Source organism: Actinobacillus minor NM305, assembly GCF_000175195.1.
GTDB classification, from domain to species: domain Bacteria; phylum Pseudomonadota; class Gammaproteobacteria; order Enterobacterales; family Pasteurellaceae; genus Haemophilus_A; species Haemophilus_A minor.
In genome coordinates, this window is the sequence record NZ_ACQL01000102.1 from 1 (window position 1) to 21678 (window position 21678).

Consider the following 21678-nt stretch of genomic DNA (forward strand, 5'->3'; position numbering starts at 1 on the left):
AGGCGCTTTTGCGGTTGCTTTATCAAAATCCGGTGTAACTGATTTATTAGCGTATAAAGTGATTTCACACTTTGGCAAACGCCCTTCTGATCGTTCGGTATTTTGGTTTAAGTACATTATTTTATTTGTATTAACCGCTTTTGCGATTTCATCTCAAAACTTAATTCCAATTCATATTGCGTTTATCCCAATTGTTGTACCACCACTATTAGGCGTGATGAACCAATTAAACATTGACCGCCGAGCCGTAGCTTGCGCCTTAACCTTTGGTTTAACGGCAACGTATATGTTAATCCCTGCAGGTTTCGGACAGATCTTTATTGAAAGTATCTTGGTCAAAAATATCAACAAAGCCGGCGAATCTTTTGGTTTAGTTGCAAGTACGGCAGAAATGACAAAAGCGATGGCAATTCCGGTTAGCGGAATGATCATTGGTTTATTATTTGCCTTTTTTGTTTCTTATCGTAAACCACGTACTTATGTGGCGAGCGTTAAAGAGCAAAGCAGTGCTGATATTGAGGCAAGAGTAGCGAAAGTGAAACCTTTCCATATTTGGTTGAGTATTATTGCTATTTTAGCTACTTGTTCAACGCAGTTAGCGACAAATTCAACCATTATGGGAGGTTTAGTCGGTCTGACTATTTTTGCTTTGGGTGGTGTTTTTAGATTAAAACAATCAAATGACATATTCCAAGACGGCTTACGTTTAATGGCAATGATCGGTTTTGTGATGATTGCAGCATCAGGTTACGCTAATGTCGTAAACTCAACGGGTGGCGTTGCTGAATTAGTAGAAGGTTTACGTGGTTCTATTGATAGTAAAGGAACGGCAGCCTTTTTAATGTTAATCGTTGGTTTGCTTATTACAATGGGTATTGGTTCATCATTCTCAACGGTGCCAATTATTACCTCAATTTACGTACCACTTTGCCTTGCGTTCGGTTTTTCACCGCTAGCAACCATGTCAATTGTAGGTGTTGCTGCGGCATTAGGCGATGCTGGTTCTCCGGCTTCAGACTCAACGCTTGGTCCAACATCGGGTTTAAACGCAGACGGAAAACACGATCACATTTGGGATTCTGTTGTACCAACCTTTATCCACTTTAATATTCCGTTGATTATTTTTGGGTGGATTGCAGCAATGACGCTGTAAATATTGCGGATTATGTAACGCTCATATAATTTTCGTAGGGGTGGGGTTTATCCCCACCCGCAAATAATCATTGATACTCGGGCGGGGATAAACCCCGCCCCTACAAGATAAATTGAATGTTTGAGCAACGACTATAATCTATATTTAATCATAATTAGTTTTACAAATCTCCTAAGCAATCGACAAGCGGTCATTTTTCTTAGGAGATTTGCTATTTTTATGCAAAGGAAACAGAATGAAATTTATCTCTTTTAATATCAATGGCTTAAGAGCAAGACCTCATCAACTTGAGGCAATTATTGAAAAACATCAACCTGATGTTATCGGCTTGCAAGAAATTAAAGTGGCTGATGAAGACTTCCCTTATGATTTGGTTAATCACTTGGGCTATCATGTTTTTCATCACGGGCAAAAAGGGCATTATGGCGTTGCACTACTTACCAAAAAAGCACCGCTTGCAGTACGTAAAGGCTTTCCTACTGATGCTGAAGATGCTCAAAAACGGATGATCATGGCAGATATTGAAACTGAATTTGGAACTCTCACCGTTTTAAATGGCTATTTTCCACAGGGCGAAAATCGTAGCCATGAAACCAAATTCCCGGCAAAAGCAAAATTTTATGCGGATTTGCAACATTATTTAGAAAATCAGCTTAAACCGGAAAACCCGATTATCATTATGGGCGATATGAACATTAGCCCAACGGATTTAGATATTGGTATTGGTGAAGCTAACCGCAAACGTTGGTTAAGAGATGGTAAATGTTCTTTCTTACCGGAAGAACGTGAATGGCTTGATCGCTTATATGGATACGGATTGGTTGATACCTTTAGAGCAATGAACCCTTTAGCCGCTGATAAATTTTCGTGGTTTGATTATCGCTCAAAAGGCTTTGATGATAACCGAGGCTTACGCATCGATTTAGTCTTAGCCTCTAAATCACTGGCTGAACGTTGTGTAGAAACAGGCATCGATCTTGAGATCCGTGCGATGGAAAAACCGTCCGATCATTCACCGGTTTGGGCTGTGTTTAAATAACGCTAAATAGAGATAACAAAATACCGAGCATTGCTCGGTATTTTTAGTTCATTACGCACTATTTATCTGATTTAAGCTTATTTTCATCACCACCTAAAAGCTTACCAATGAGCGCTTTTCCTAATTCAGATTGATTCAATCCTTCTAAGGTTGCCGCAATTTTTGTGCCACCAGTTGAACTGAATAACTCGCCTACTCGCTGAATACCTTTATCGACTCTTTCATCATTAATGATAAATTTCATATCAGAATGAGACAATGCTTTAGCTTGTTCAATACCAATAGCTTGATTCGCTTCGATTTGACGGATACTGATTAAATAACTTTGATAACCTTCATTTCCACCGATCTCTTTCGCAAGTTCGATTTGACCTGAAACCAATGAAATCTCTAATTTTTGTTTTGCTTCAGCTTCCGCAGCACCTATTTTAGCAATACCTTGTGCTTCTTTATCTTTTGTTTCAAGCAAGGCTTCTGCTGCTAAAAATGCTTTTTGTTTTTCCCCTTCTGCCACTAAGATCTGATGTTGGCGTTCCGCTTCAGAATCAATAATCAAAGCGTTTTTATTTGCTTCAGCTTTAATCTCTTGCGTACGTTTTTCCTGATCCGCTTTCACGATTTCAACATCTTTTGCAATTTCTGCTTGTTTGATCTCTGCAACCCGTTTCACTTCCATTTCACGTTCTTTCGTGATCTTTTCTTGCTCTTTAACCAGCTGTTGCGCCTGCTCGTTAGAAACAGCCACTTCACGTTGATTCTCAACAGTTTTCAAACCCACGGCTTTTTCCGCTTCTTGACGTTTTACATCCGCTTCTTTCTTCGCTTCAATTTCTGCGATTTGTGCTTCTTTTTGGTTACGGGCGACTTCAATACGGCTCTCTTTTTCAATAAAGGACTTTTTAATTTCCATAATATTGAAAATGACTTTGGAGTTACCACTGTCTCGAATATCCATTAACTCAATGTTTTTAACCGGTTCAATCCCCCAATTTTTCAGCTGCTCTTTTACGGCAAGAGTAAAATCATCGCCTAATTCTGAACGTACTTGTAAAATATCATTCAAATTACGGCTAGAGAGAATTGAACGAACCGAGCCCTGAATAATATCAACTAATTGAATATTCATATCATGGAAATCAGAAACCCGTTGTGCCGCCAAATTAGAATCAGCGACTCGGAAAAATGCCGTAATATCTACCACAAACGGTAAACGTTCTAAATCATATGCCTCATAATTATCAATTTTGATAGAAAAAACCGATACCGGTAAGACAATCGTGCTTACCCCAATAACCGGCAACCAAGAAGGGAAAGCATAGTAAACATTACCATTGCCCGTATCTTTGCCATAAGAGGTTGTTTTTCCACCAGATTGAACTATATGTACCTCATTTGTTTTTACTACACGGCGAAATAACAATGCAATAACTAATGTGATGACAACCAATACTACAAAAATAAATCCAGAAAGAATGTACATTTTCAACCTCCATTGATAAATAAAAGACATTTTTTATATAATCATCAAGCGATCAAATTTCAAGCATTTCTTGCAAAATTCTTTGCATAAAAATAATGGCACGTAAAACACGTGCCATTTATTAGCTATTTCTCACGAAATACTTTCACATTACTAAAGCCATTCTCTTTTAGATAAAGAGCTTGTAGTTTACTCATCACACCACGTTGGCAATAAAGTAAATAGTTCTTCGATTGATCAAGTGCTCCAAACTGACTAGATAATTTATAGAACGGTAGCTCTTTGACTTCAACCCCTTCAAGGCTGAACGGTTTTTCGTCCACTTCTTCAGGGCTACGAATATCTAAGATCACATCGTTTTCGCCTAATTCAGAAGTGGTTTCAACGGATACGACTTCTTTTTCAGTCTGTTGAGCGATCTCACGAATATCTAAATAATGGGCGTTTTGCACCGCTTGTTCGAGAACGTCAAAGTTGAAATGCCCTTCTTCTTCGATAATTTTGCTTTCAATCGCTTTAACCGTTGGATTTTTTGAAATCACGCCACAAAATTCTGGCATCGATTTGGCAATATCATCTGTGCCAATCTCTTTTGCCATTGCGATAATTTGCTCTTTATCGTGGGTAATCAACGGACGTAACACTAAGGTATCGGAAGCCTTGTCGATTAAGCGTAAGTTCGTCAAGGTTTGGCTTGATACTTGCCCTAATGCTTCGCCCGTGACAATCGCTTGAATATCAAAACGTTCAGCAATTTTGCTGGCGGCACGCACCATCATACGTTTTAGTACCACGCCCATCTGTCCGTTATCGACTTTTTCTAAAATTTCACCGACCACATTTTCAAAGTTGATTGCCACAAAACGGACTTTATGGGACGAGCTGTAACGGCTCCAAATATGGTACGCCATCTGTTTCACACCGATTTCGTGCGCCGCACCGCCAAGATTGAAGAAGCAGTAATGCACACGAGAACCACGGCGAATTAGCATATAACTTGATACGCCAGAGTCAAAACCGCCTGAAATCAGCGATAACACATCTTCCTGTGTACCAATCGGATAACCGCCTAAACCTTCGTGGCGAGCTTTGATTAACAACATCTTATCGTGGTCAATATCAATACGCACCGTTACATCAGGGTTAGTCAATTTCACACTCGCCGATTCGATATGCTGATTTAAGCCACCGCCCACATAGCGTTCCACATCAAGGGAGCGGAAATCGTGCTTACCTTTACGGCGAACACGCACGCAGAAGGTTTTACCTTCCAATTCCTCTTTTACTTTTGCGAGTGTATGCTCAAAAATATCGTGCATTGTGGTAAACGGCATTTCTTCCACTTCAAGAATATGATGAATACCTGGGGTGCGTTTGAGTAAATCCAATACTAACGGAGCTTCTTCAGCGACTTTTGCTCGCACTTCAATAAAGTCCCAGTTACGAATCACGGCAACATTTTCTGTTTCACGCAGTAAAACATTACGGATATTGGAAGTTAAAATTTTGATAAAGCGTTTACGCACGGAATCGCTTTTAATCATAATTTCAGGGAAAAGTTTAATAATAAATTTCATATTTTAATCAGTTATATTTGTATAAGCGGTTAAATTTGCCCGATATTTTACCAATTCTAAAAATAAAAATACACGGAGAAGCCCCCGTGTATTTCCTAAAATTAATGTAATGCCTTATTATGCAGCAAACGGATCGCGAAGAATCATTGTTTCAACACGATCAGGACCGGTAGAAAGAATATCCACAGGCACACCTAAAACTTCTTCAATACGTTTGATGTAGTTAATCGCATTTTGAGGTAAGTCTTCTAATTTCGTCACACGGAAAGTATTTTCTTTCCAGCCTGGTAAAGTTTCATAAATCGGCTCAACGCCTTCCCAATCTGCTGCGGCAAGTGGCGAATATTCAACAATTTTACCGTTTGGTAATTTATAAGCGACACAAATCTTCAACTCATCAAAGCCATCTAAGACATCTAATTTCGTCATACAGAAACCTGAAATTGAGTTAATTTGGATCGCACGGCGCACTGCAACGGCATCAAACCAACCACAACGACGTGGGCGACCGGTTACCGCACCAAATTCATTCCCTTTACGAGCAATTTCTGCCCCTACCTCATCAAATAATTCAGTAGTAAATGGACCTGAACCAACACGGGTACAGTAAGCTTTAATAATACCTAATACATAATCTAAATTACGAGGACCATAACCCGAACCGGTTGCCACACCACCTGCGGTAGTATTCGAACTGGTTACAAACGGATAAGTACCGTGGTCAATATCCAACATTGTACCTTGTGCGCCTTCGAAAAGAATGTTTGCGCCCTCTTTGCGTGCATCATGAAGCAGTGTTGTAACATCAGCAACCATACCTTTAATCACATCAGCAATCGCAAAGACATCATCTAATGTTTTTTGATAATCAACCGGCTCTACTTTGTAATAATGAACTAGCTGGAAGTTATAGTAATCTAAAATGTTTTTTAATTTTTCAGCAAAGGCTTCTTTATTGAAGAGATCGCTTACACGTAAACCACGGCGAGCAACTTTATCTTCATATGCCGGACCAATTCCACGACCTGTTGTTCCAATTTTATTTTTACCTAAAGCAGCTTCACGAGCGTGATCCATCGCTACATGATATGGTAAAATTAACGGACAAGCTTCCGAAATTTTTAAACGATCACGAACGTTAATGCCGCGAGCTTCTAATTCGCCCATTTCTTTCATTAGGGCATCCGGCGAAAGCACCACACCATTACCAATTAAGCAAGTCACATTATCACGTAAAATACCGCTTGGAATAAGGCGTAATACGGTTTTTTCACCATTAATAATCAATGTATGTCCTGCATTATGTCCACCTTGATAACGCACAACATATTTCACACGATCTGTTAATAGATCTACGATTTTACCTTTCCCTTCATCGCCCCATTGAGCGCCGAGAATAGCAACACTTTTACCCATAGGAATTGCCTCTTTTTGTTGGAGTTTAATTTAAAAACGTAAAAAAGACCCGAATAGATCGGGTCTTATAGATACAATTATTTTGTAGGAGCCTTCATAAAGCGTAGAAACTCGCTATCCGGTTTAACAATCATCATATTGTTTTGTCCTTCAGCAAAAGTCGCTTCATATGCTTTTAAGCTACGAATAAAACGGTAGAATTCAGGTTCTTGACCTAATGCTTGTGCGTAGATCTTGGCTGCCATTGCATCGCCTTCCCCTTGTAATTCATCTGCTGTTTTTCGTGCTGTCGCTTCAATTAGAATGACTTTCTTATCGACTTCAGCTTTAATGAATTCCGCTTTCTCTTCACCTTGTGAACGGTGCTCACGGGCAACGGCATCACGCTCCGCTCGCATCCGTTGATAAATAGAAGATGATACTTCATTTGGGAGATTGATTTGCTTAACACGAACATCAACAACTTCGATCCCTAGTTTTTCTGCACCATCATCACCATCATTTAATGCTTTTTGTGCACCAGCCATTAGCTCACCACGAGAACCGGAAACAATATCTTTGATCGTTCTTGAACCAATTTCAGAGCGTAAACGATCATTAACCTTGCGACGAAGAAGATCTGACGCTTTTTGATAATCGCCACCGGTCGAAGTATAAAATTGACCAAAATCACTAATCTTCCATTTTACATATGAATCAACCAATAGGTCTTTTTTCTCAACCGTAACAAAACGATCTTCTTTTCCATCTAATGTTTGAATACGAGCGTCTAAGACTTTCAAACTATCCATAAAAGGGACTTTGAAATGAAGCCCTGGAGAATATACAACAACTTTTTGTTCCCCATCACGTTGAACTTTATTAAAGCGTAGCATAATTGCTCGAGTGCCTTCAGGCACGATGGTTACAGATTGAAAAAGTACAAAAGCTAAAACAGCCAATACAGGTAAGAATAATTTACGCATTAGAATCTCCCTCTACGTGTTTCAACTGCTTCAGGCTGAGTTTGCACTTGAGGTTGTACAATCGTAGGCTGAACCGCTTGAGGCACAACCTGAGCATCTCCCTCTTGTTTTTTAACCGCTTGAGTATTACCAAAGAATTTATCAATCGGAAGCACATTCAGATTATTTGCGTTACTTTCCATAATAATCTTAGGTGTATTTTTCATTACCTTTTCCATTGTTTGAATATAAAGGCGTTCACGAGTAAGTTCCGGCGCTGCTTTATATTCCGGCAGTAATTTAACTAAACGCTCCACTTCCCCTTTTGCTTCTAACACTACTTTTTCTTTGTAAGCAGTTGCTTGCTCTACAATACGTTGTGCTTGACCTCGAGCAATCGGCTCTTTTCCTCTTGCATAGGCTTCTGCTTCACGAATCAAACGCTGTTCATCTTCTTGAGCTTTAATCGCATCATCAAAAGCCGCTTTGACCTCTTCCGGTGGACGAGCATATTGGAAGTTTACGTCTGTAATCAATAACCCCATATCATAAGTTTTAATAATGTCTCGCAGAGCATTCCAGGTTTTTTCACGCACAGTCGCTCGTCCTGTTGTTAAGATCTCATCCATCTTCATATGACCGATAACATAGCGCAACGCACTATCTGTTGCTTGTTTTAAGCTATCTCTTGGATTATTAACATTAAATAAAAACTTTGCTGGATCTTCAATGCGATATTGAACCGTCATCTCTACCTGAACCATATTTTCATCTTGAGTTAGCATTGAACCACTCGTATTTAATTCAGATACACGTTCAATATTGACCGGAATAACCTCATCAATTAATGTTGGTTTCCAATTCAACCCAGGCATCACGATGTCATGCAGCTTACCAAAACGTGTAATGACACCGCGCTCAGCTTCTTGCACCGTATAAAAACCAGAAGCTCCCCAAACAAAAACACTTAACGCAATTATCGCAGGAAGAAATTTTCCTAAAGGAGCAGGCTGAGGGTTATTCGTATTTTTATTCCCCCCCATTTTTCTAAGTAAACTACTAAACGCTTCTTCTAAATCAGGCGGTTGTTGTTCACTATTTTTAGGCTCTTTTGTCTCTTGACCTTGCTGCTCAGGCTTCTTTTGCCCCGGCTTTCCCCATGGGTCTTGATTGCCTGATTCATTCCACGACATAATGCTCTCCAAAATTCGCATTGGTTAATAAAATGTAACTTTGGGATTTTACCGATTTGTTACTCATTTTACTAGTGAAGATTTACTAATTTCCTAAATTGATACCGTAGGAGAAAACTTACATATTCATATGTTAATTATTACTATAAGGAAGAGTGATAAAACTTATATGCTTCATCCATATTATCAAATTTATGCATAATCCCATTATTTAACACCATGGCATTATCGCAATATTCTTTAATTGCGGCAGGACTATGAGAAACAAGGATAATAGAGCGATCTTTACGCTTTTCAAATAGCTCATATTTACATTTTTCAGAAAAGCGTGAGTCACCCACAGCAATTACTTCATCAATCAAATAGCAATCAAATTCCACAGAAAGAGAAATAGCAAAGGCAAGGCGAGCTTTCATACCTGATGAATACTTCTTTACCGGCTCATATAAATAATCACCGAGCTCGGAAAATTCTTCGGTAAAATGTTGCATATACTCAAGATCCGTACCATAAATCCGGCTGATAAAACGCAAATTATCCATTCCCGTTAAACTGCCCTGAAATGCGCCACTAAAAGCCAACGGCCAAGAAATACTCATTCGCCGATCAATTACACCGCTTGTTGGTGGTTCAACACCGCTCATTAAACGAATAAGGGTAGATTTTCCCGAACCGTTGCGTCCTAAAATCCCAATTTTTTCACCTTTTTTAAGCTCAAAATTAATATCTTGTAACACCGTTTTCCAACCGTTGCGAGTATGATAACGTTTGCTGACATTTTTCACGCTAATCATTGAGGTTCAATCCCTTTACTAAAATTCTTTACCATTATTAAACCCACTAATAACATCGCCAAATCACAAACAATCAAGAAACCAATATTTTCATAGGTGGTAACTGATTCGCCAAAATATCCGTGACGGAACATTTCCGTACCGCTAATCATCGGCACCCATTGCAGAACCTCTTTAGCTTGCTGCGGAAGTGTGTGTAATAAAAAGAATGCGCCGGATAACGGCATAAACACAAAACTCAACGTACCCCAAATTTTACCAAAAGCTTCATATTTTTGGGCAATGGCACAAATAATTAACCCTAAGCCAACTGCAAAGATTGCCATTAATAACCACGCCATCACCATATACAATGTATCTTGCGGTACGCTAATCCAATCTATTGCAATAAACACTATCATAATGAAAATTTGTGCTGTAGTCGCCCCGGCAATTTCTAATAGCATACGGGCAAAAATGGTATCTAAGGGCCTAACATTACGATGATAAAGCAGACTTAAATTGGCTGAAACGGCACCAATGGCACGCCCTGAAGCATTGCGCCACATCATCATTAACGGGTAACCGGTAATGGCAAAAGCAACAATATTTAGCGTAGAAACCTGATTGGCTCGAGCAAATTTCCAAAGCAACGTAATCAATAGCGTCATCATTAACGGCTCAACAAAAAGCCATAAAAAACCGATATTTTTTCGCCCGTAACGGGTAATAATTTCACGCATCAGCAGGGCATAAATAACCCTACCTTGAATAACCCGAGAACGTTTGAAGGTTGTTCTATCACCGTATCGCATTAGTTTTTATGCTCTCTTATACTTGCAATTAACAAACTTAGCACTCCATAAAGCATTAAGCCAATAATGAAGGTAGCTAAAATATTATACAAACGATGAGGCTCTAACGCCCAATCCGGCTGGCTTGGTTTGTTGATCACCTCTAAATAAAGCTGCTGGCGATCTGCCTCCCCGCGCGTGTTTTGGAGCGAAGTCATTGCTGCGGTTAATTGTTGCTGCGCTAACTCATTTGCTAACACTAAACGCTGATATTCAGAGGTTTGGGTCGCAATCGAATTATTGCTGCCGGAAAGGTTTTTCGATTGTTGCTCAATCTCTTTACGCAAACTTTTTTGGCGCATTTCCAACGCCGGCACTTGTGGATTATCCGGGGTAATCGACACTAACTGAGCTAACTGCGTTTCAACCCGAATTAACTCACTTTTTAAAGTTGAAATTAACGAAAGCTGCACGCCGGATTGCGCCGGTAAATCAAAAATTTTATTTTTGATCCGATATTTACTTAACGCCTCAGCGGTGTCATTTACATTTTTTTCCGCATCTTCGACCGCTTGTTCAGCGTATTCCAAAGTATCTTTTCTTGCACGTTCATTTAAACGGTTAATCAGCTCTTCACCTAAACTCAGTAATTTTTGGTTAATTTGCTGCCCTTCTTCCGGCTTAAAAGCTCGCACACGTAAAGTCGCAATGCCTGAAACAGAATCAAGGTCGATACTTAACCGATCTTTAAAATAACGGAAAAATGCTTCTTGCGAATCGTTTAATTTAAATCCATTAAAACGGCTGAGAATATCCCCTTGCGAATCATAAAAGGATTTTACCGGCAATTCTTGTTGCAACTGCTCTAATGCCGTGCGAGAACGCATATATTCTTGCACTGTGTAAGAATCATCTTGCGAACGAGAAAAGCCCGAACCTTGCAACAATGCCCCAAAACCAGTTAATGAGGATTGGTTTTTTGGTGAGCGCACCACAAAGCTAGATTCAGAAATATAAATATCGGAAGCCACCACCCCAAAATAAACCGTTGAAAAAGCGGTTGGCAAAATTACGGTTAACCAAAATAAAGGCTTAGCAAACCATTTTTTCTTTTTGGGTGTTGCCGGTTTATTTAACGTTGTCATTATTCCCCCTATAACGCCTTAACATTATTAACTGCGCCTGTTACCGGCGTTGTTAAAGAGAAGATCATTCTCAAGAATTTTTGGAACTCCGCCAATGGTGCATTTGATACATAGACAATATCTTTATCTTGCATTGGGAAGCGTTGTAATAAAAACATCGATTTCGGATCTAACAAATCCACTCGATAAACTGTTGGCACATCAAAGCCTACGCCATAACCTTTTTCTGCCCAAATTTGTTGTTGCGCAGCATCTAATTGATTAAATGGAATATGACGGAACACGAAGACACCACGAGGATCAGAACGATCATCTATTAAGCCCCCCATTTTGCCAATAGCTTCAGCAAGAGTAATGCCTCTCGTTGAGAATTTAACCTGTTGATTTGAACCAACTGCCCCTAAACCGGTAAAGCTATAAGGCGTATTTAAGAGAGAAACCACATCACCGGCACGCAACGTAATATTTTGCGTTGGATCAGCAATTAAGGTTTCAAAAGAAAGTGTTTTTACTTGATGACCACGAGTAAGCTGAATGGTTACATCTTGCACATCGGCTGTTGAGCCTCCTACTGCAGAAACCGCATCTAGCACACGTTCGCCCACAGAAGTGAGTGGCATACGAATAGTATTCCCCTGACGGATAACAGTAACATCGGCTGAATTATTATTGACAATACGCACCAACGCCTGAGGCTGATTTGCTTTACGAGCCAAACCGCCTACAATTTGCGCTTGAATAGCTTCAGGAGACTTACCTGCAACACGAATATTACCTAAAAAAGGCACGGAAACAGTACCATTACTGCTAATCATTTGAGGAGGTAACTGAGTTAAATGACCACTTCCTTGCCCTTCTGCAGAAAAAGTACCACCGAACAACACCGCTGGAGGGGCCTCCCAAATAGAGATTTCTAGCATATCTCCTACATTTGCAACACCTGCATATCCACCACTACCTTGTAACCCATCAAATCCAGAAAAAAGTTGATTTTTTTGTGAAAGATATAAATCTTGTACAATTTGATTATTCAACTCTACAACATTAACGTCTGGCAAAGGTTGATTTCCATTCACCTCAATTACCTTACTATAACTTGGGCCCGAGGTTGGAAGAGAATTACAAGCACCTAGAAATACACTTAATAGCACTACCGCCATAGAGAATTTTCTATTTTTCATCATTACCCTATATATGTCTTTAACTTACAAAATAATTTGATTATACCCTAAAAGCATTTTTTTCATCTGTATAATTTGTAAATTATGCTAAATTATGTTAAAAAACTCGTGTTATTCCACTATACTTGACGCCTAACTAACTAACTAACTAACTAACTAACTACAATAATAACATATTGATAATAAAGGAATTTACATTTTAGTTATCAATATAATATAAAAAAGGATAATTTAATGAAATCACTCATCGTATTCGGCACTCGCCCCGAAGCAATAAAAATGGCACCCTTGGTTGAAGGATTTAAACAAAGAGGATTGGATTTTAAAGTTTGTGTTACAGCACAACACCGCCAAATGTTAGATCAAGTTTTAGAATTATTTGACATCACGCCTGATTTTGACCTCGATATTATGAGCAAAAAGCAAACTTTATCGACAGTAACCAGCAGTATTCTAGAAAAAATCCAGCCTGTTTTAGATGAATATAAACCAAATACCATTTTCGTACACGGTGATACCGCAACAACGTTAGCCACTTCTTTAGCCGCATATTACAATCAAATTGATATTGCGCATATAGAAGCAGGTTTGCGTACCGGCGACATTTATTCCCCTTGGCCAGAAGAAGGTAACCGCAAATTAACAGCCGCCTTAGCGAAATATCATTTTGCACCAACAGAAAGTACGCAAAATAATTTACTCAAAGAGAACATTGCCCCTGAAAAAATTTTCGTCACGGGCAATACGGTAATTGACGCTTTATTGTTAGTTTGCGAAAAATTGGACAAAAATGACCGCTTGTCTGAACAATTTAAACAGCAATTCCACTACTTATCCGGTAAAAGAACCGTTTTAATTACAGGGCATCGCAGAGAAAACTTTGGTGAAGGTTTTGAGAATATTTGCCAAGCAATTTTATCATTGGCAGAAAAACATCCTGAAGTACAATTTGTTTACCCTGTCCATTTAAACCCAAATGTGAGAGAGCCTGTAAACCGTTTATTGGTTGGCAAAGCAAATATTCATCTTATTGAACCACAAGATTATTTAGCCTTTGTTTATTTAATGAGACTATCTCATATTATTTTGACAGACTCAGGCGGTATTCAAGAAGAAGCCCCTTCGCTAGGCAAGCCCGTTTTAGTGATGCGTGATACCACAGAACGCCCTGAAGCCGTTGAAGCCGGCACAGTAAAATTAGTCGGCACATCAAAAGACAAAATTATTGAGCAAGTTGATTTATTATTAACGGACGAAAAGGCTTATCAAGAAATGGCTGAAGCACACAATCCTTACGGCGATGGCACAGCGGTTCAACAAATTATCGAAATTTTACAAAATACAAATAAGGAATAAAAAATGACAACTTTTAATACGATTTCTGTAGTCGGTTTAGGTTATATTGGGCTACCGACTGCTGCTGCATTTGCCCAACACGGCGTTAAAGTTATTGGCGTAGACGTTAATCAACACGCAGTAGAAACGATTAACCAAGGGAAAATTCACATTGTTGAACCTGATTTAGATATTGCTGTTCAAGAATGTGTTAGCAAAGGAATGTTAAAAGCAACATTAACGCCCGAAGCTGCTGAAGCCTTTTTAATTGCTGTTCCAACGCCATTTAAAGGCAATGATTACGAACCAGATTTAAGCTACATTGAAGCTGCAAGTAAAGCTATCGCTCCAGTACTTAAAAAAGGTGACTTAGTGATTTTAGAGTCCACATCACCAGTGGGAGCAACGGAACAAATGGCAGAATGGCTTGCTTTAGCCCGTCCAGATCTCACCTTCCCACAACAAAATGGTGAAAATTCAGATATTCGCATTGCTCATTGCCCAGAACGTGTATTACCGGGGCAAGTAATGAGAGAGCTTATTGAAAACGACCGCATTATTGGCGGTATGACGCCAAAATGCTCCGAACAAGCGGTTAAATTATACAAAACTTTTGTAAAAGGCGATTGCGTAGTGACTAACAGCCGCACCGCTGAAATGTGCAAATTAACCGAAAATTCATTCCGTGATGTCAATATCGCTTTTGCGAACGAACTTTCGATTATTTGCGATAAATTAAATATCAACGTTTGGGAACTCATTTCTCTTGCTAACCGCCACCCTCGTGTCAATATTTTACAACCGGGCTGCGGCGTTGGCGGACACTGTATTGCCGTTGATCCGTGGTTTATTGTAAACAAAACGCCTGATTTAGCGAAATTGATCCACACTGCTCGCTTGGTAAATGATGGAAAACCAACGTGGGTAATGGATAAAGTCAATAACGCTGTTGTTCAAGTACTACAAAATAACCCAAGTAAATCGATCAATGAAGTTAAAATCGCTTGTTTAGGCTTAGCATTCAAACCTGATATTGACGATTTACGAGAAAGCCCTGCCGTAAAAATTACTGTGGCATTGGCAGAAAAATATCCAAATCAAATTGTAGCCGTTGAGCCGAATGTCGAAACATTACCGAAAAAATTACAGGAAAAAGGTATTAAATTATTCGATTTTTCAACCGCACTTAAAGAAGCAGATGTTTTAGTCTTATTAGTCGATCACAAACAATTTAAAGAAGTTCAAACATTACCGGATAATTTGGTTGTGGTGGATACTAAGGGGATTTGGTAAGCTATTTATTTCATTAAAGTAGGCAGTAAAGCCTACTTTAATGAATATTAAGATATGGGAAACTATCATAGAAATGAAATCTAAGCGAAATAAATTCAAAAAATTTAAAGAAAAATTAGGGAAAATAAATTCAGAATCCTTGTCAAGTAAAGATAATAGTCTTCAAGAAAAAGAATCTAACTATAGTAAAACCTTTATAGAATTCCGTAATTTATTACTTGAATATGAAACTAAAATAATTAGATTGAAAGAGCAAAACGCCATTCTAAATAGTGAAAAAGAATCCTTAACAAAATCAATAAAAGAATATGAAACACTATACAAAGAATGGGCTACAGAGAAGAAAAATCTAGTTTTATCTCATCAGAAAGCTGTATTACAAGCTGAGAATTGTAAGAATACAATGTCTTTTAGATTAGGTTATGCACTTATTTTTGGTTTTAAGTCTTGGAACGGATTTAAACATTTATTAAAAACTTTATTTACTTTACGTAAAGATAAGAAAATAAAAAATATTCCCCAAATCGAATCCACTTTACCGCAGATTGAGAAAAAAGAAATTAGTTGGGATAGCAGCAAGCCTATTTTACAATGGACAAAAAATATAGACTTTAATTATTTAACTGAATTTAATAAATATCAACTTTCCCCAAATGATGAAATATTGGAAATTAATCATAATGGTTTTTCTAAAATTATTGACTGTATCCCAAACACTCAATTAATTATAAAACTAAATACATTTAGCTTAGATAAGCCAGATTTAGGAAAGCAAGTTTTGCTTACTATTGTATTTTATGACAAAGAAGGAAAACAAACTCAATCTAAAATAGACATACCATATAGCGAAAGACTAAATAAGTACTATTTTTATTTAAATACTAATAGAAAATTAGATGATTATATTACTTTATTAGTCCCCCCTGATGTCTGCAGGGTTGAATTAGGCACTCATTTATGGGATGCTGAATCAACTATATATCTAAATAACCAAATAGAAGTATCTACATTAGTTGATGGAGTAACAGTTATTTTACCTACCTATAAGGGAGAAAAAACTATCTTAAAATGCTTAACTTCATTAGCTGAACAAACATTACCATACTCCAAATTTGAGGTTTTAATTATTATAAATGGCGAAAAAGATAATACGCCGAAGTTAATTGATCGATTTAAAGCTAATTATCCTCAGCTTGATATTAAGGTTTATGAATTAAATGAAGGAAATGTAAGTAAAGCCCGTAATTATGGAATACAGCAGGCAACAAAAACCTTTACTACTTTTATTGATGATGATGACTTTGTCCCATCTAATTATCTCTATTCTCTTTATCAAAGAGCGATGTTTAATACTATCACAATTACAGGTATTGAAGATATTGAGAATGGTCAAGTGATTAGAAGTCCGATAATGGATCAATTAGATAAGGCATTTAAAAAGAATAGCTATAGTTATTTTGATGTAACTTCAACATTAACTATGAATGCTTGTAAACTTGCACCATCTTTTATGGTGAAAGCCACACAGTATGATTTTAATTTAAGAAGTGGGGAAGATGTCGTCTATTGGTGTAATCTATTAAATACATTCAGACCTAATGTTGCATTGATTTCAACTTATGAAAAAGATAGTTATAAACGTTTAATTAGAAGTAACTCTATCTCAAGAAAAGCAGAGTCTTATGACTTTAATGTACTGCAAAGATTAGAAGTAATTAAGCATCTTATCTTAGACTTAAAAGATAGCCAATATAAAAATATTGATATATTTCTACAAAGTAAAATTAATGCACAAGCTAATTTTATTAAAAATTATTTAGAAAAATATCCTTCTGATTATGCTATGTTCTTACAAGATATTGCAAGAATGGATTTACATAATGCTTTTATTGGCACTGTGAATAGTTTATTTACTGATACATTAGTAATCTCTTATTGTTATGCTCCTTATATTGATACCTCTGGTGTAGTTATGAGTAAGCGTATCCGTGCGATGGAGAAACCTGTAGATATTATTACCAATAGTATGAATAAGGTAAGGGAAACTGATGAAAAATTATTGAAAATAGCAGAATACTATGTAGGTAAACATATTGAATTAAATGCTCCACAATCGTTTGCTAATGCTAATGCAATTTTAAAATTTGTTGATTTAGCATTAGATGCAACGCATCAACTTATAAAATCTCGCAAAATTTATAGAAATTTATATAGTAGAGCTATGTGGCCTGCATCACATATTGCTGCAGCAACAATAAAAATGAAATACCCTCAAATGAAATGGATTGCTGAATTCTCAGATCCTATTTTAGTAGATGTTTCCGGAAAAGAACGCTATGAAGAATTAGATAGTAATTGGCTAAAAAAACAAGGTTTTGTATCTGAAGATATTTATCTATCAGATAAACAAAATTTATTTTATTGGTGTGAAAAACTAGCTTATCTTTATGCTGACGAACTAATTTTCACTAATAAAAATCAATTAGATTATATGCTTTCTTATGCTGATGAGGAATTACGTGATGTTATTCGTAATAAAGCAATTATTTTACCTCAACCTACATTACCTAGGGAATTTTATAATCTTTCAGTTGCGTCCTTAGAAAAAGAGCCTAATATATTTCATTTAGCTTATTTTGGATCATTTTATGTTAATAGAGGGTTTAAGCCTTTCATTGAAGCGTGGAATAAACTACAGGATAGTTATAAAAAACGACTTAAATTGTATATCTATACTCAACAAGATCCTGAAAGTATTCTTAATGAGGTTCCAAATGATTTAAGACATCAAATAATTATCCAAAAATATGTGGGCTACTTCGATTTCTTAGCATTATCCGATCAGTTTGATGGATTGATTGTGATGGATGCAGAAACTAAAGGGCTAAAAATGAATAATCCTTATCTACCGTCTAAACTAAGTGATTATTTGGGTAGTCAATCGCAAATATTGGCTTTGATTGAAGAAGGAAGTCCTATCAGCAACATAGAACATAGTAGGTTATTTAAAGCAGATATGAATAAGATAGATGAGATTAATTCAATTATGTTTTCATTTTTATCTAATAGCTCTCATAGGAAATAGTATATGAATACCATTATTTTTTCACAGACTAATATTGAAAACCTTATTAAAAATCAGAACCTACAGATTTCTGAACTACTAAAGCAATTTGAGCGACCAGATCTAGTTAGTGTTGCTCGTTATCGCGATTCTTCAGGTCTACCATGGGGTAGTTGGAAGAATGTAGTTACGGCATTGGATAAATTCTTGTTAAAGCAAAACTGGAGTTTCCAACCAAGTCATAATTTGGCTTTTAATGTTAATGTGGCATATTTTGCGCCTAGCTCTTTTATCAAAACTTCTATCGAAAATTTGGTTAATATTTTGCAAAGCTGCTCTCAGGTACAATTAAATTTTATCTTATCTCAGCCAATAGTGGTAAGTCATTTCATTGAGCTACTTAGAACACAGCAAACTAATCTTTTGCAGATGCTTAATGTAAAATTCCTAATTTCGTTTTTACAAGCACTCACTCAGCAAGAGAAGTTTCAAACTCAAGAAGAGATTAAAATTTGTCAGGCATTTTTAAAAATACACGGATTATATAATGATCCTTTGAATCGCTCTATTTTGGATGCTCGCATCAGATCATTGCAAAAAGAATCGGTGCCACTTGCAAAAAATTCAGGACTAAAAGTTGCTCTACTTGTATGCGGCCAATTAAGAGGATTTGAATATGCAATACCACGCTTTATGCAAAAATTTGGAAAATTGGGCTGTGTAAATGCCTATATTAGTACCTGGGATGAGGTTGGCTATACTCGTTTTAACCTTCAAAATGCTTACCGTATTTTTGATAAAGCTACTTGTAATTTTATTATGGAAAATAAAGATAGTTTGGACTTGAATAAGTTTGATAATGAACTTCTCCAATATACTGCCAATTTTTATTCTCCTGAAAGGATCAAAGAAATTTTGAATCAATCTTTGTCTTGGTGCAATGAGATAAAGATTAATTTAAAAAATTACAAAGAATATCCTTATAATAAAATGAGTAATTCTGAAAAAATGTACTACCATAATAGTTATTGGGTGGAAACATTAGGAGAGGAACATTTCAAACAGTATGATTTGATTATTAAAATTCGCCCAGATTATTTCTTTAGAGATGAACTACCTTTATCTATAAAGGATTTAACATCAACCAATGTTTTGGTCGACACATCAAACTATTTATTTCAAGAATGGGGATTTGGGCTGGGTGATCAGTTATGGATAGGTATGCCTGAGCCGATGCTTTCATTACTGAGTTGTCATAGACGGGATTCATTATCCTATCACTATATGTATAGCTACTATAAAAAAGAAACATACCAAGGGCACATAAATTGTGGCATACAAGCATGGCTGAGCGGATTGAGTATTGTCAAGGATAACTCATTTCTTCATAAGGCTCGCCTATCAAGCGTTCGTTTAATTAGTTTTGCTGAATTTCAACAAATGAATGTTCAAATTTAAAAAAAGGGGGATTCGTGTTTATAATTCCAATGGCAGGCTTGAGTTCTCGCTTTTTCAAAGCGGGATATACAAAACCCAAATATCAACTAGACTTAAACGGTGAAACTGTTTTTGCTTGGTCAGTTTGTTCTTTTGAAAAGTACTTTGCGACAGATAAATTTATTTTTATATACCGCGATATCTACAATACAAAAACTTTTTTAGAAAAAGAAATTAAAAAATTAGGTATTTCAAATTATGAGCTAATTTGCTTGCCAAAAGAGACTTTAGGACAGGCTGATACAGTTTATCAAGGAATAAAAAATATCGATTCCGATGAAGAAATTTATATTTTTAATATTGATTCTAAAATAGTGAATTTTACCAAGCCCACTTGGGTCGATAAGTGTGATGGTTACTTGGAAGTATTTAAGGGTGTGGGTAACCACTGGTCTTTTGCCAAACCCGAGAATGAAAATAGCAGAAAAGTAATTCGTACTACAGAAAAAGAACGTATATCTGATTTATGCAGCGATGGATTATATTATTTTCAGAAAAAGTCCGTATTTGAAAAACTATTTCTAGATGCAAAAGCCAAAGGTAATACATCAAAAAATGAATATTATGTTGCCCCACTTTATAATGACCTTATTGCACAGCAAGCGATTGTTTATTATAATTTAATCTCAAAAGATAAGATTTTATTTTGTGGCACACCTGACGAATATCAAGCATTACTAGACTAAGGTTACAGTATGAAGCGTTTAATTATGGATCTAGATAATACCATTACCTTAACCGAAAATGGTGATTATCGTAATGCAAAACCAATTTTGGATGTAATTGAGAAACTAAGAGAGTACAAGAATCAAGGTTTTGAAATCATTATTAGCTCAAGTCGTAATATGCGTACTTACGAGGGGAATGTTGGCAAGATTAATATACATACTTTGCCAATCATTATGGAATGGCTAGATAGACATGAGGTACCTTATGATGAAGTTTATATAGGTAAGCCTTGGTGTGGTCACGATGGTTTCTATGTAGATGATAGAGCTATTCGTCCTAATGAATTTGTAACTATGAGCTATCAAGAGATCCGTAAATTAACAAAAATGGATGACTAAGATGATACTAATTAATTCAGCAGCTTATGTGAATAATGAATTTCGCAATGAATTTGGTGCGATTCCACCTTGTTTTTTGCCGATAGGAAACCGTAAGTTATTAACTTATCAAGTCAAAAATTTACGAAATGTTTTTAAAGAAGAAAATATTGTTGTTTCACTCCCTAGGGATTATGCACTCAGTATTGATGAACAGGAACTGATCCAAAGTTTAGGAATTGCCCCTATTTTTGTACCCGAAGGGCTTTCTTTGGGTATGGCAATCTTATATGTTTGGAATACACTGGGCTTATATAATCAGCCTTTGCGCTTATTGCACGGCGATACATTATTAACTGATATCCCCAAAGATGAAAACTGTATTGCAATTGTGCGCACTCAAGATAACTATGAATGGGAATTTGAAGAGAATACCAACAATCCACTTGTTTGGTGTGGATATTTTTCTTTTGCCATTGCTCAAAACTTTATCCGAGCTTTGGCGACTACTCAGGGTAAATTTGTTGAATCAGTCCATATGTATGCTGATGAATATAACAAGTCCATCCATAAGGAAGTATTTGGTTGGTATGATCTAGGCCATATCAATACTTATTTTCGTTCTCGCTCTGCGATTACAACACAGCGAGCATTTAATAATTTAAAAATTGAAAACGGTATAGTTTGGAAATCTGGTTCTCCTGCAAAAAAAATAGAAGCGGAAGCCAATTGGTTTGCACAACTACCG

Annotated in this window: 17 protein-coding genes and 1 pseudogene; 9 read left to right on the forward strand and 9 right to left on the reverse strand. The window is 36.8% G+C overall.

What is annotated here, in order from left to right:
• Positions 1 to 1153 (forward strand): Na+/H+ antiporter family protein (locus tag AM305_RS07755; protein WP_005824691.1); only part of this gene is annotated, 1153 nt, incomplete at its 5' end.
• Between the two features lie 235 nt (positions 1154 to 1388).
• The gene (gene xthA / locus AM305_RS07760) at positions 1389 to 2192 is read left to right on the forward strand and encodes an exodeoxyribonuclease III (RefSeq protein WP_005821332.1); all 804 of its coding nucleotides are present in this window, start codon (positions 1389 to 1391) and stop codon (positions 2190 to 2192) included.
• Between the two features lie 58 nt (positions 2193 to 2250).
• Here the strand turns inward: xthA and AM305_RS07765 are convergent, their stop codons facing one another.
• From AM305_RS07765 to AM305_RS07805, 9 genes are all read right to left on the reverse strand, one after another.
• Positions 2251 to 3672, reverse strand: a complete 1422-nt coding sequence (locus AM305_RS07765; RefSeq protein WP_005824692.1) for an SPFH domain-containing protein — start codon at positions 3670 to 3672, stop codon at positions 2251 to 2253.
• 125 nt (positions 3673 to 3797) lie between these two features.
• Positions 3798 to 5249, reverse strand: a complete 1452-nt coding sequence (gene thiI / locus AM305_RS07770) for a tRNA uracil 4-sulfurtransferase ThiI (RefSeq protein ID WP_005824693.1) — start codon at positions 5247 to 5249, stop codon at positions 3798 to 3800.
• Between the two features lie 117 nt (positions 5250 to 5366).
• Entirely contained in the window at positions 5367 to 6665 is a 1299-nt protein-coding gene (gene purA, locus AM305_RS07775) for an adenylosuccinate synthase (RefSeq protein WP_005824694.1), read from the reverse strand.
• A gap of 77 nt (positions 6666 to 6742) precedes the next feature.
• Positions 6743 to 7630 (reverse strand): protease modulator HflC, encoded by an 888-nt coding sequence (gene hflC / locus AM305_RS07780; RefSeq protein WP_005821343.1) that lies wholly within the window; start codon positions 7628 to 7630, stop codon positions 6743 to 6745.
• The gene (gene hflK, locus AM305_RS07785) at positions 7630 to 8802 is read right to left on the reverse strand and encodes an FtsH protease activity modulator HflK (RefSeq protein ID WP_005824696.1); all 1173 of its coding nucleotides are present in this window, start codon (positions 8800 to 8802) and stop codon (positions 7630 to 7632) included. The genes hflC and hflK overlap by 1 nt, the downstream gene beginning before the upstream one ends.
• Positions 8803 to 8945: 143 nt before the next feature.
• Positions 8946 to 9596, reverse strand: coding sequence for an ABC transporter ATP-binding protein (locus AM305_RS07790; RefSeq protein WP_005824698.1), 651 nt, complete (start codon positions 9594 to 9596; stop codon positions 8946 to 8948).
• The gene (locus AM305_RS07795; protein ID WP_005824700.1) at positions 9593 to 10390 is read right to left on the reverse strand and encodes an ABC transporter permease; all 798 of its coding nucleotides are present in this window, start codon (positions 10388 to 10390) and stop codon (positions 9593 to 9595) included. Before AM305_RS07795 ends, AM305_RS07790 begins: the two co-directional genes overlap by 4 nt.
• A complete protein-coding gene (locus AM305_RS07800; protein ID WP_005824701.1) occupies positions 10390 to 11514 on the reverse strand; it encodes a capsule polysaccharide transporter in 1125 nt (374 codons plus the stop codon). The genes AM305_RS07795 and AM305_RS07800 overlap by 1 nt, the downstream gene beginning before the upstream one ends.
• An 8-nt stretch (positions 11515 to 11522) precedes the next feature.
• Complete coding sequence (locus AM305_RS07805; protein WP_035294251.1) at positions 11523 to 12695, reverse strand: polysaccharide biosynthesis/export family protein; 1173 nt, start codon at positions 12693 to 12695, stop codon at positions 11523 to 11525.
• Positions 12696 to 12929: 234 nt separating this feature from the next.
• On the opposite strand from AM305_RS07805, the gene wecB reads away from it, so the two are divergent.
• The 7 genes and pseudogenes from wecB to AM305_RS07840 all read left to right on the forward strand — a co-directional run.
• Positions 12930 to 14051 carry a non-hydrolyzing UDP-N-acetylglucosamine 2-epimerase gene (gene wecB / locus AM305_RS07810; RefSeq protein ID WP_005824705.1) on the forward strand — a complete coding sequence of 374 codons (1122 nt, stop codon included), beginning with the start codon at positions 12930 to 12932 and terminating at the stop codon, positions 14049 to 14051.
• A gap of 3 nt (positions 14052 to 14054) precedes the next feature.
• Complete coding sequence (gene wecC / locus AM305_RS07815; protein ID WP_005824708.1) at positions 14055 to 15323, forward strand: UDP-N-acetyl-D-mannosamine dehydrogenase; 1269 nt, start codon at positions 14055 to 14057, stop codon at positions 15321 to 15323.
• A gap of 40 nt (positions 15324 to 15363) precedes the next feature.
• Positions 15364 to 18408 (forward strand): glycosyltransferase, encoded by a 3045-nt coding sequence (locus AM305_RS07820; protein WP_005824710.1) that lies wholly within the window; start codon positions 15364 to 15366, stop codon positions 18406 to 18408.
• Positions 18409 to 18411: 3 nt separating this feature from the next.
• Positions 18412 to 19845 carry a hypothetical protein gene (locus tag AM305_RS07825; protein WP_005824712.1) on the forward strand — a complete coding sequence of 478 codons (1434 nt, stop codon included), beginning with the start codon at positions 18412 to 18414 and terminating at the stop codon, positions 19843 to 19845.
• Positions 19846 to 19859: 14 nt separating this feature from the next.
• Positions 19860 to 20570 (forward strand): glycosyltransferase family 2 protein, encoded by a 711-nt coding sequence (locus tag AM305_RS07830; RefSeq protein ID WP_113680049.1) that lies wholly within the window; start codon positions 19860 to 19862, stop codon positions 20568 to 20570.
• A gap of 9 nt (positions 20571 to 20579) precedes the next feature.
• A complete protein-coding gene (locus AM305_RS07835) occupies positions 20580 to 20951 on the forward strand; it encodes an HAD-IIIC family phosphatase (protein WP_005824716.1) in 372 nt (123 codons plus the stop codon).
• 1 nt (position 20952) lies between these two features.
• Positions 20953 to 21678, forward strand: a pseudogene (locus AM305_RS07840) (aminoglycoside phosphotransferase family protein); the annotation flags it as partial.

Coding starts and splice junctions, on each gene's coding strand:
- AM305_RS07820 (WP_005824710.1), top strand. CDS start 15,364: ATGAATATTAAGATATGGGAAACTATCATAGAAATGAAATCTAAGCGA.
- AM305_RS07790 (WP_005824698.1), bottom strand. CDS start 9,596: ATGATTAGCGTGAAAAATGTCAGCAAACGTTATCATACTCGCAACGGT.
- AM305_RS07835 (WP_005824716.1), top strand. CDS start 20,580: ATGAAGCGTTTAATTATGGATCTAGATAATACCATTACCTTAACCGAA.
- AM305_RS07765 (WP_005824692.1), bottom strand. CDS start 3,672: ATGTACATTCTTTCTGGATTTATTTTTGTAGTATTGGTTGTCATCACA.
- AM305_RS07795 (WP_005824700.1), bottom strand. CDS start 10,390: ATGCGATACGGTGATAGAACAACCTTCAAACGTTCTCGGGTTATTCAA.
- purA (WP_005824694.1), bottom strand. CDS start 6,665: ATGGGTAAAAGTGTTGCTATTCTCGGCGCTCAATGGGGCGATGAAGGG.
- hflK (WP_005824696.1), bottom strand. CDS start 8,802: ATGTCGTGGAATGAATCAGGCAATCAAGACCCATGGGGAAAGCCGGGG.
- AM305_RS07805 (WP_035294251.1), bottom strand. CDS start 12,695: ATGAAAAATAGAAAATTCTCTATGGCGGTAGTGCTATTAAGTGTATTT.
- thiI (WP_005824693.1), bottom strand. CDS start 5,249: ATGAAATTTATTATTAAACTTTTCCCTGAAATTATGATTAAAAGCGAT.
- AM305_RS07825 (WP_005824712.1), top strand. CDS start 18,412: ATGAATACCATTATTTTTTCACAGACTAATATTGAAAACCTTATTAAA.
- wecC (WP_005824708.1), top strand. CDS start 14,055: ATGACAACTTTTAATACGATTTCTGTAGTCGGTTTAGGTTATATTGGG.
- wecB (WP_005824705.1), top strand. CDS start 12,930: ATGAAATCACTCATCGTATTCGGCACTCGCCCCGAAGCAATAAAAATG.
- hflC (WP_005821343.1), bottom strand. CDS start 7,630: ATGCGTAAATTATTCTTACCTGTATTGGCTGTTTTAGCTTTTGTACTT.
- xthA (WP_005821332.1), top strand. CDS start 1,389: ATGAAATTTATCTCTTTTAATATCAATGGCTTAAGAGCAAGACCTCAT.
- AM305_RS07800 (WP_005824701.1), bottom strand. CDS start 11,514: ATGACAACGTTAAATAAACCGGCAACACCCAAAAAGAAAAAATGGTTT.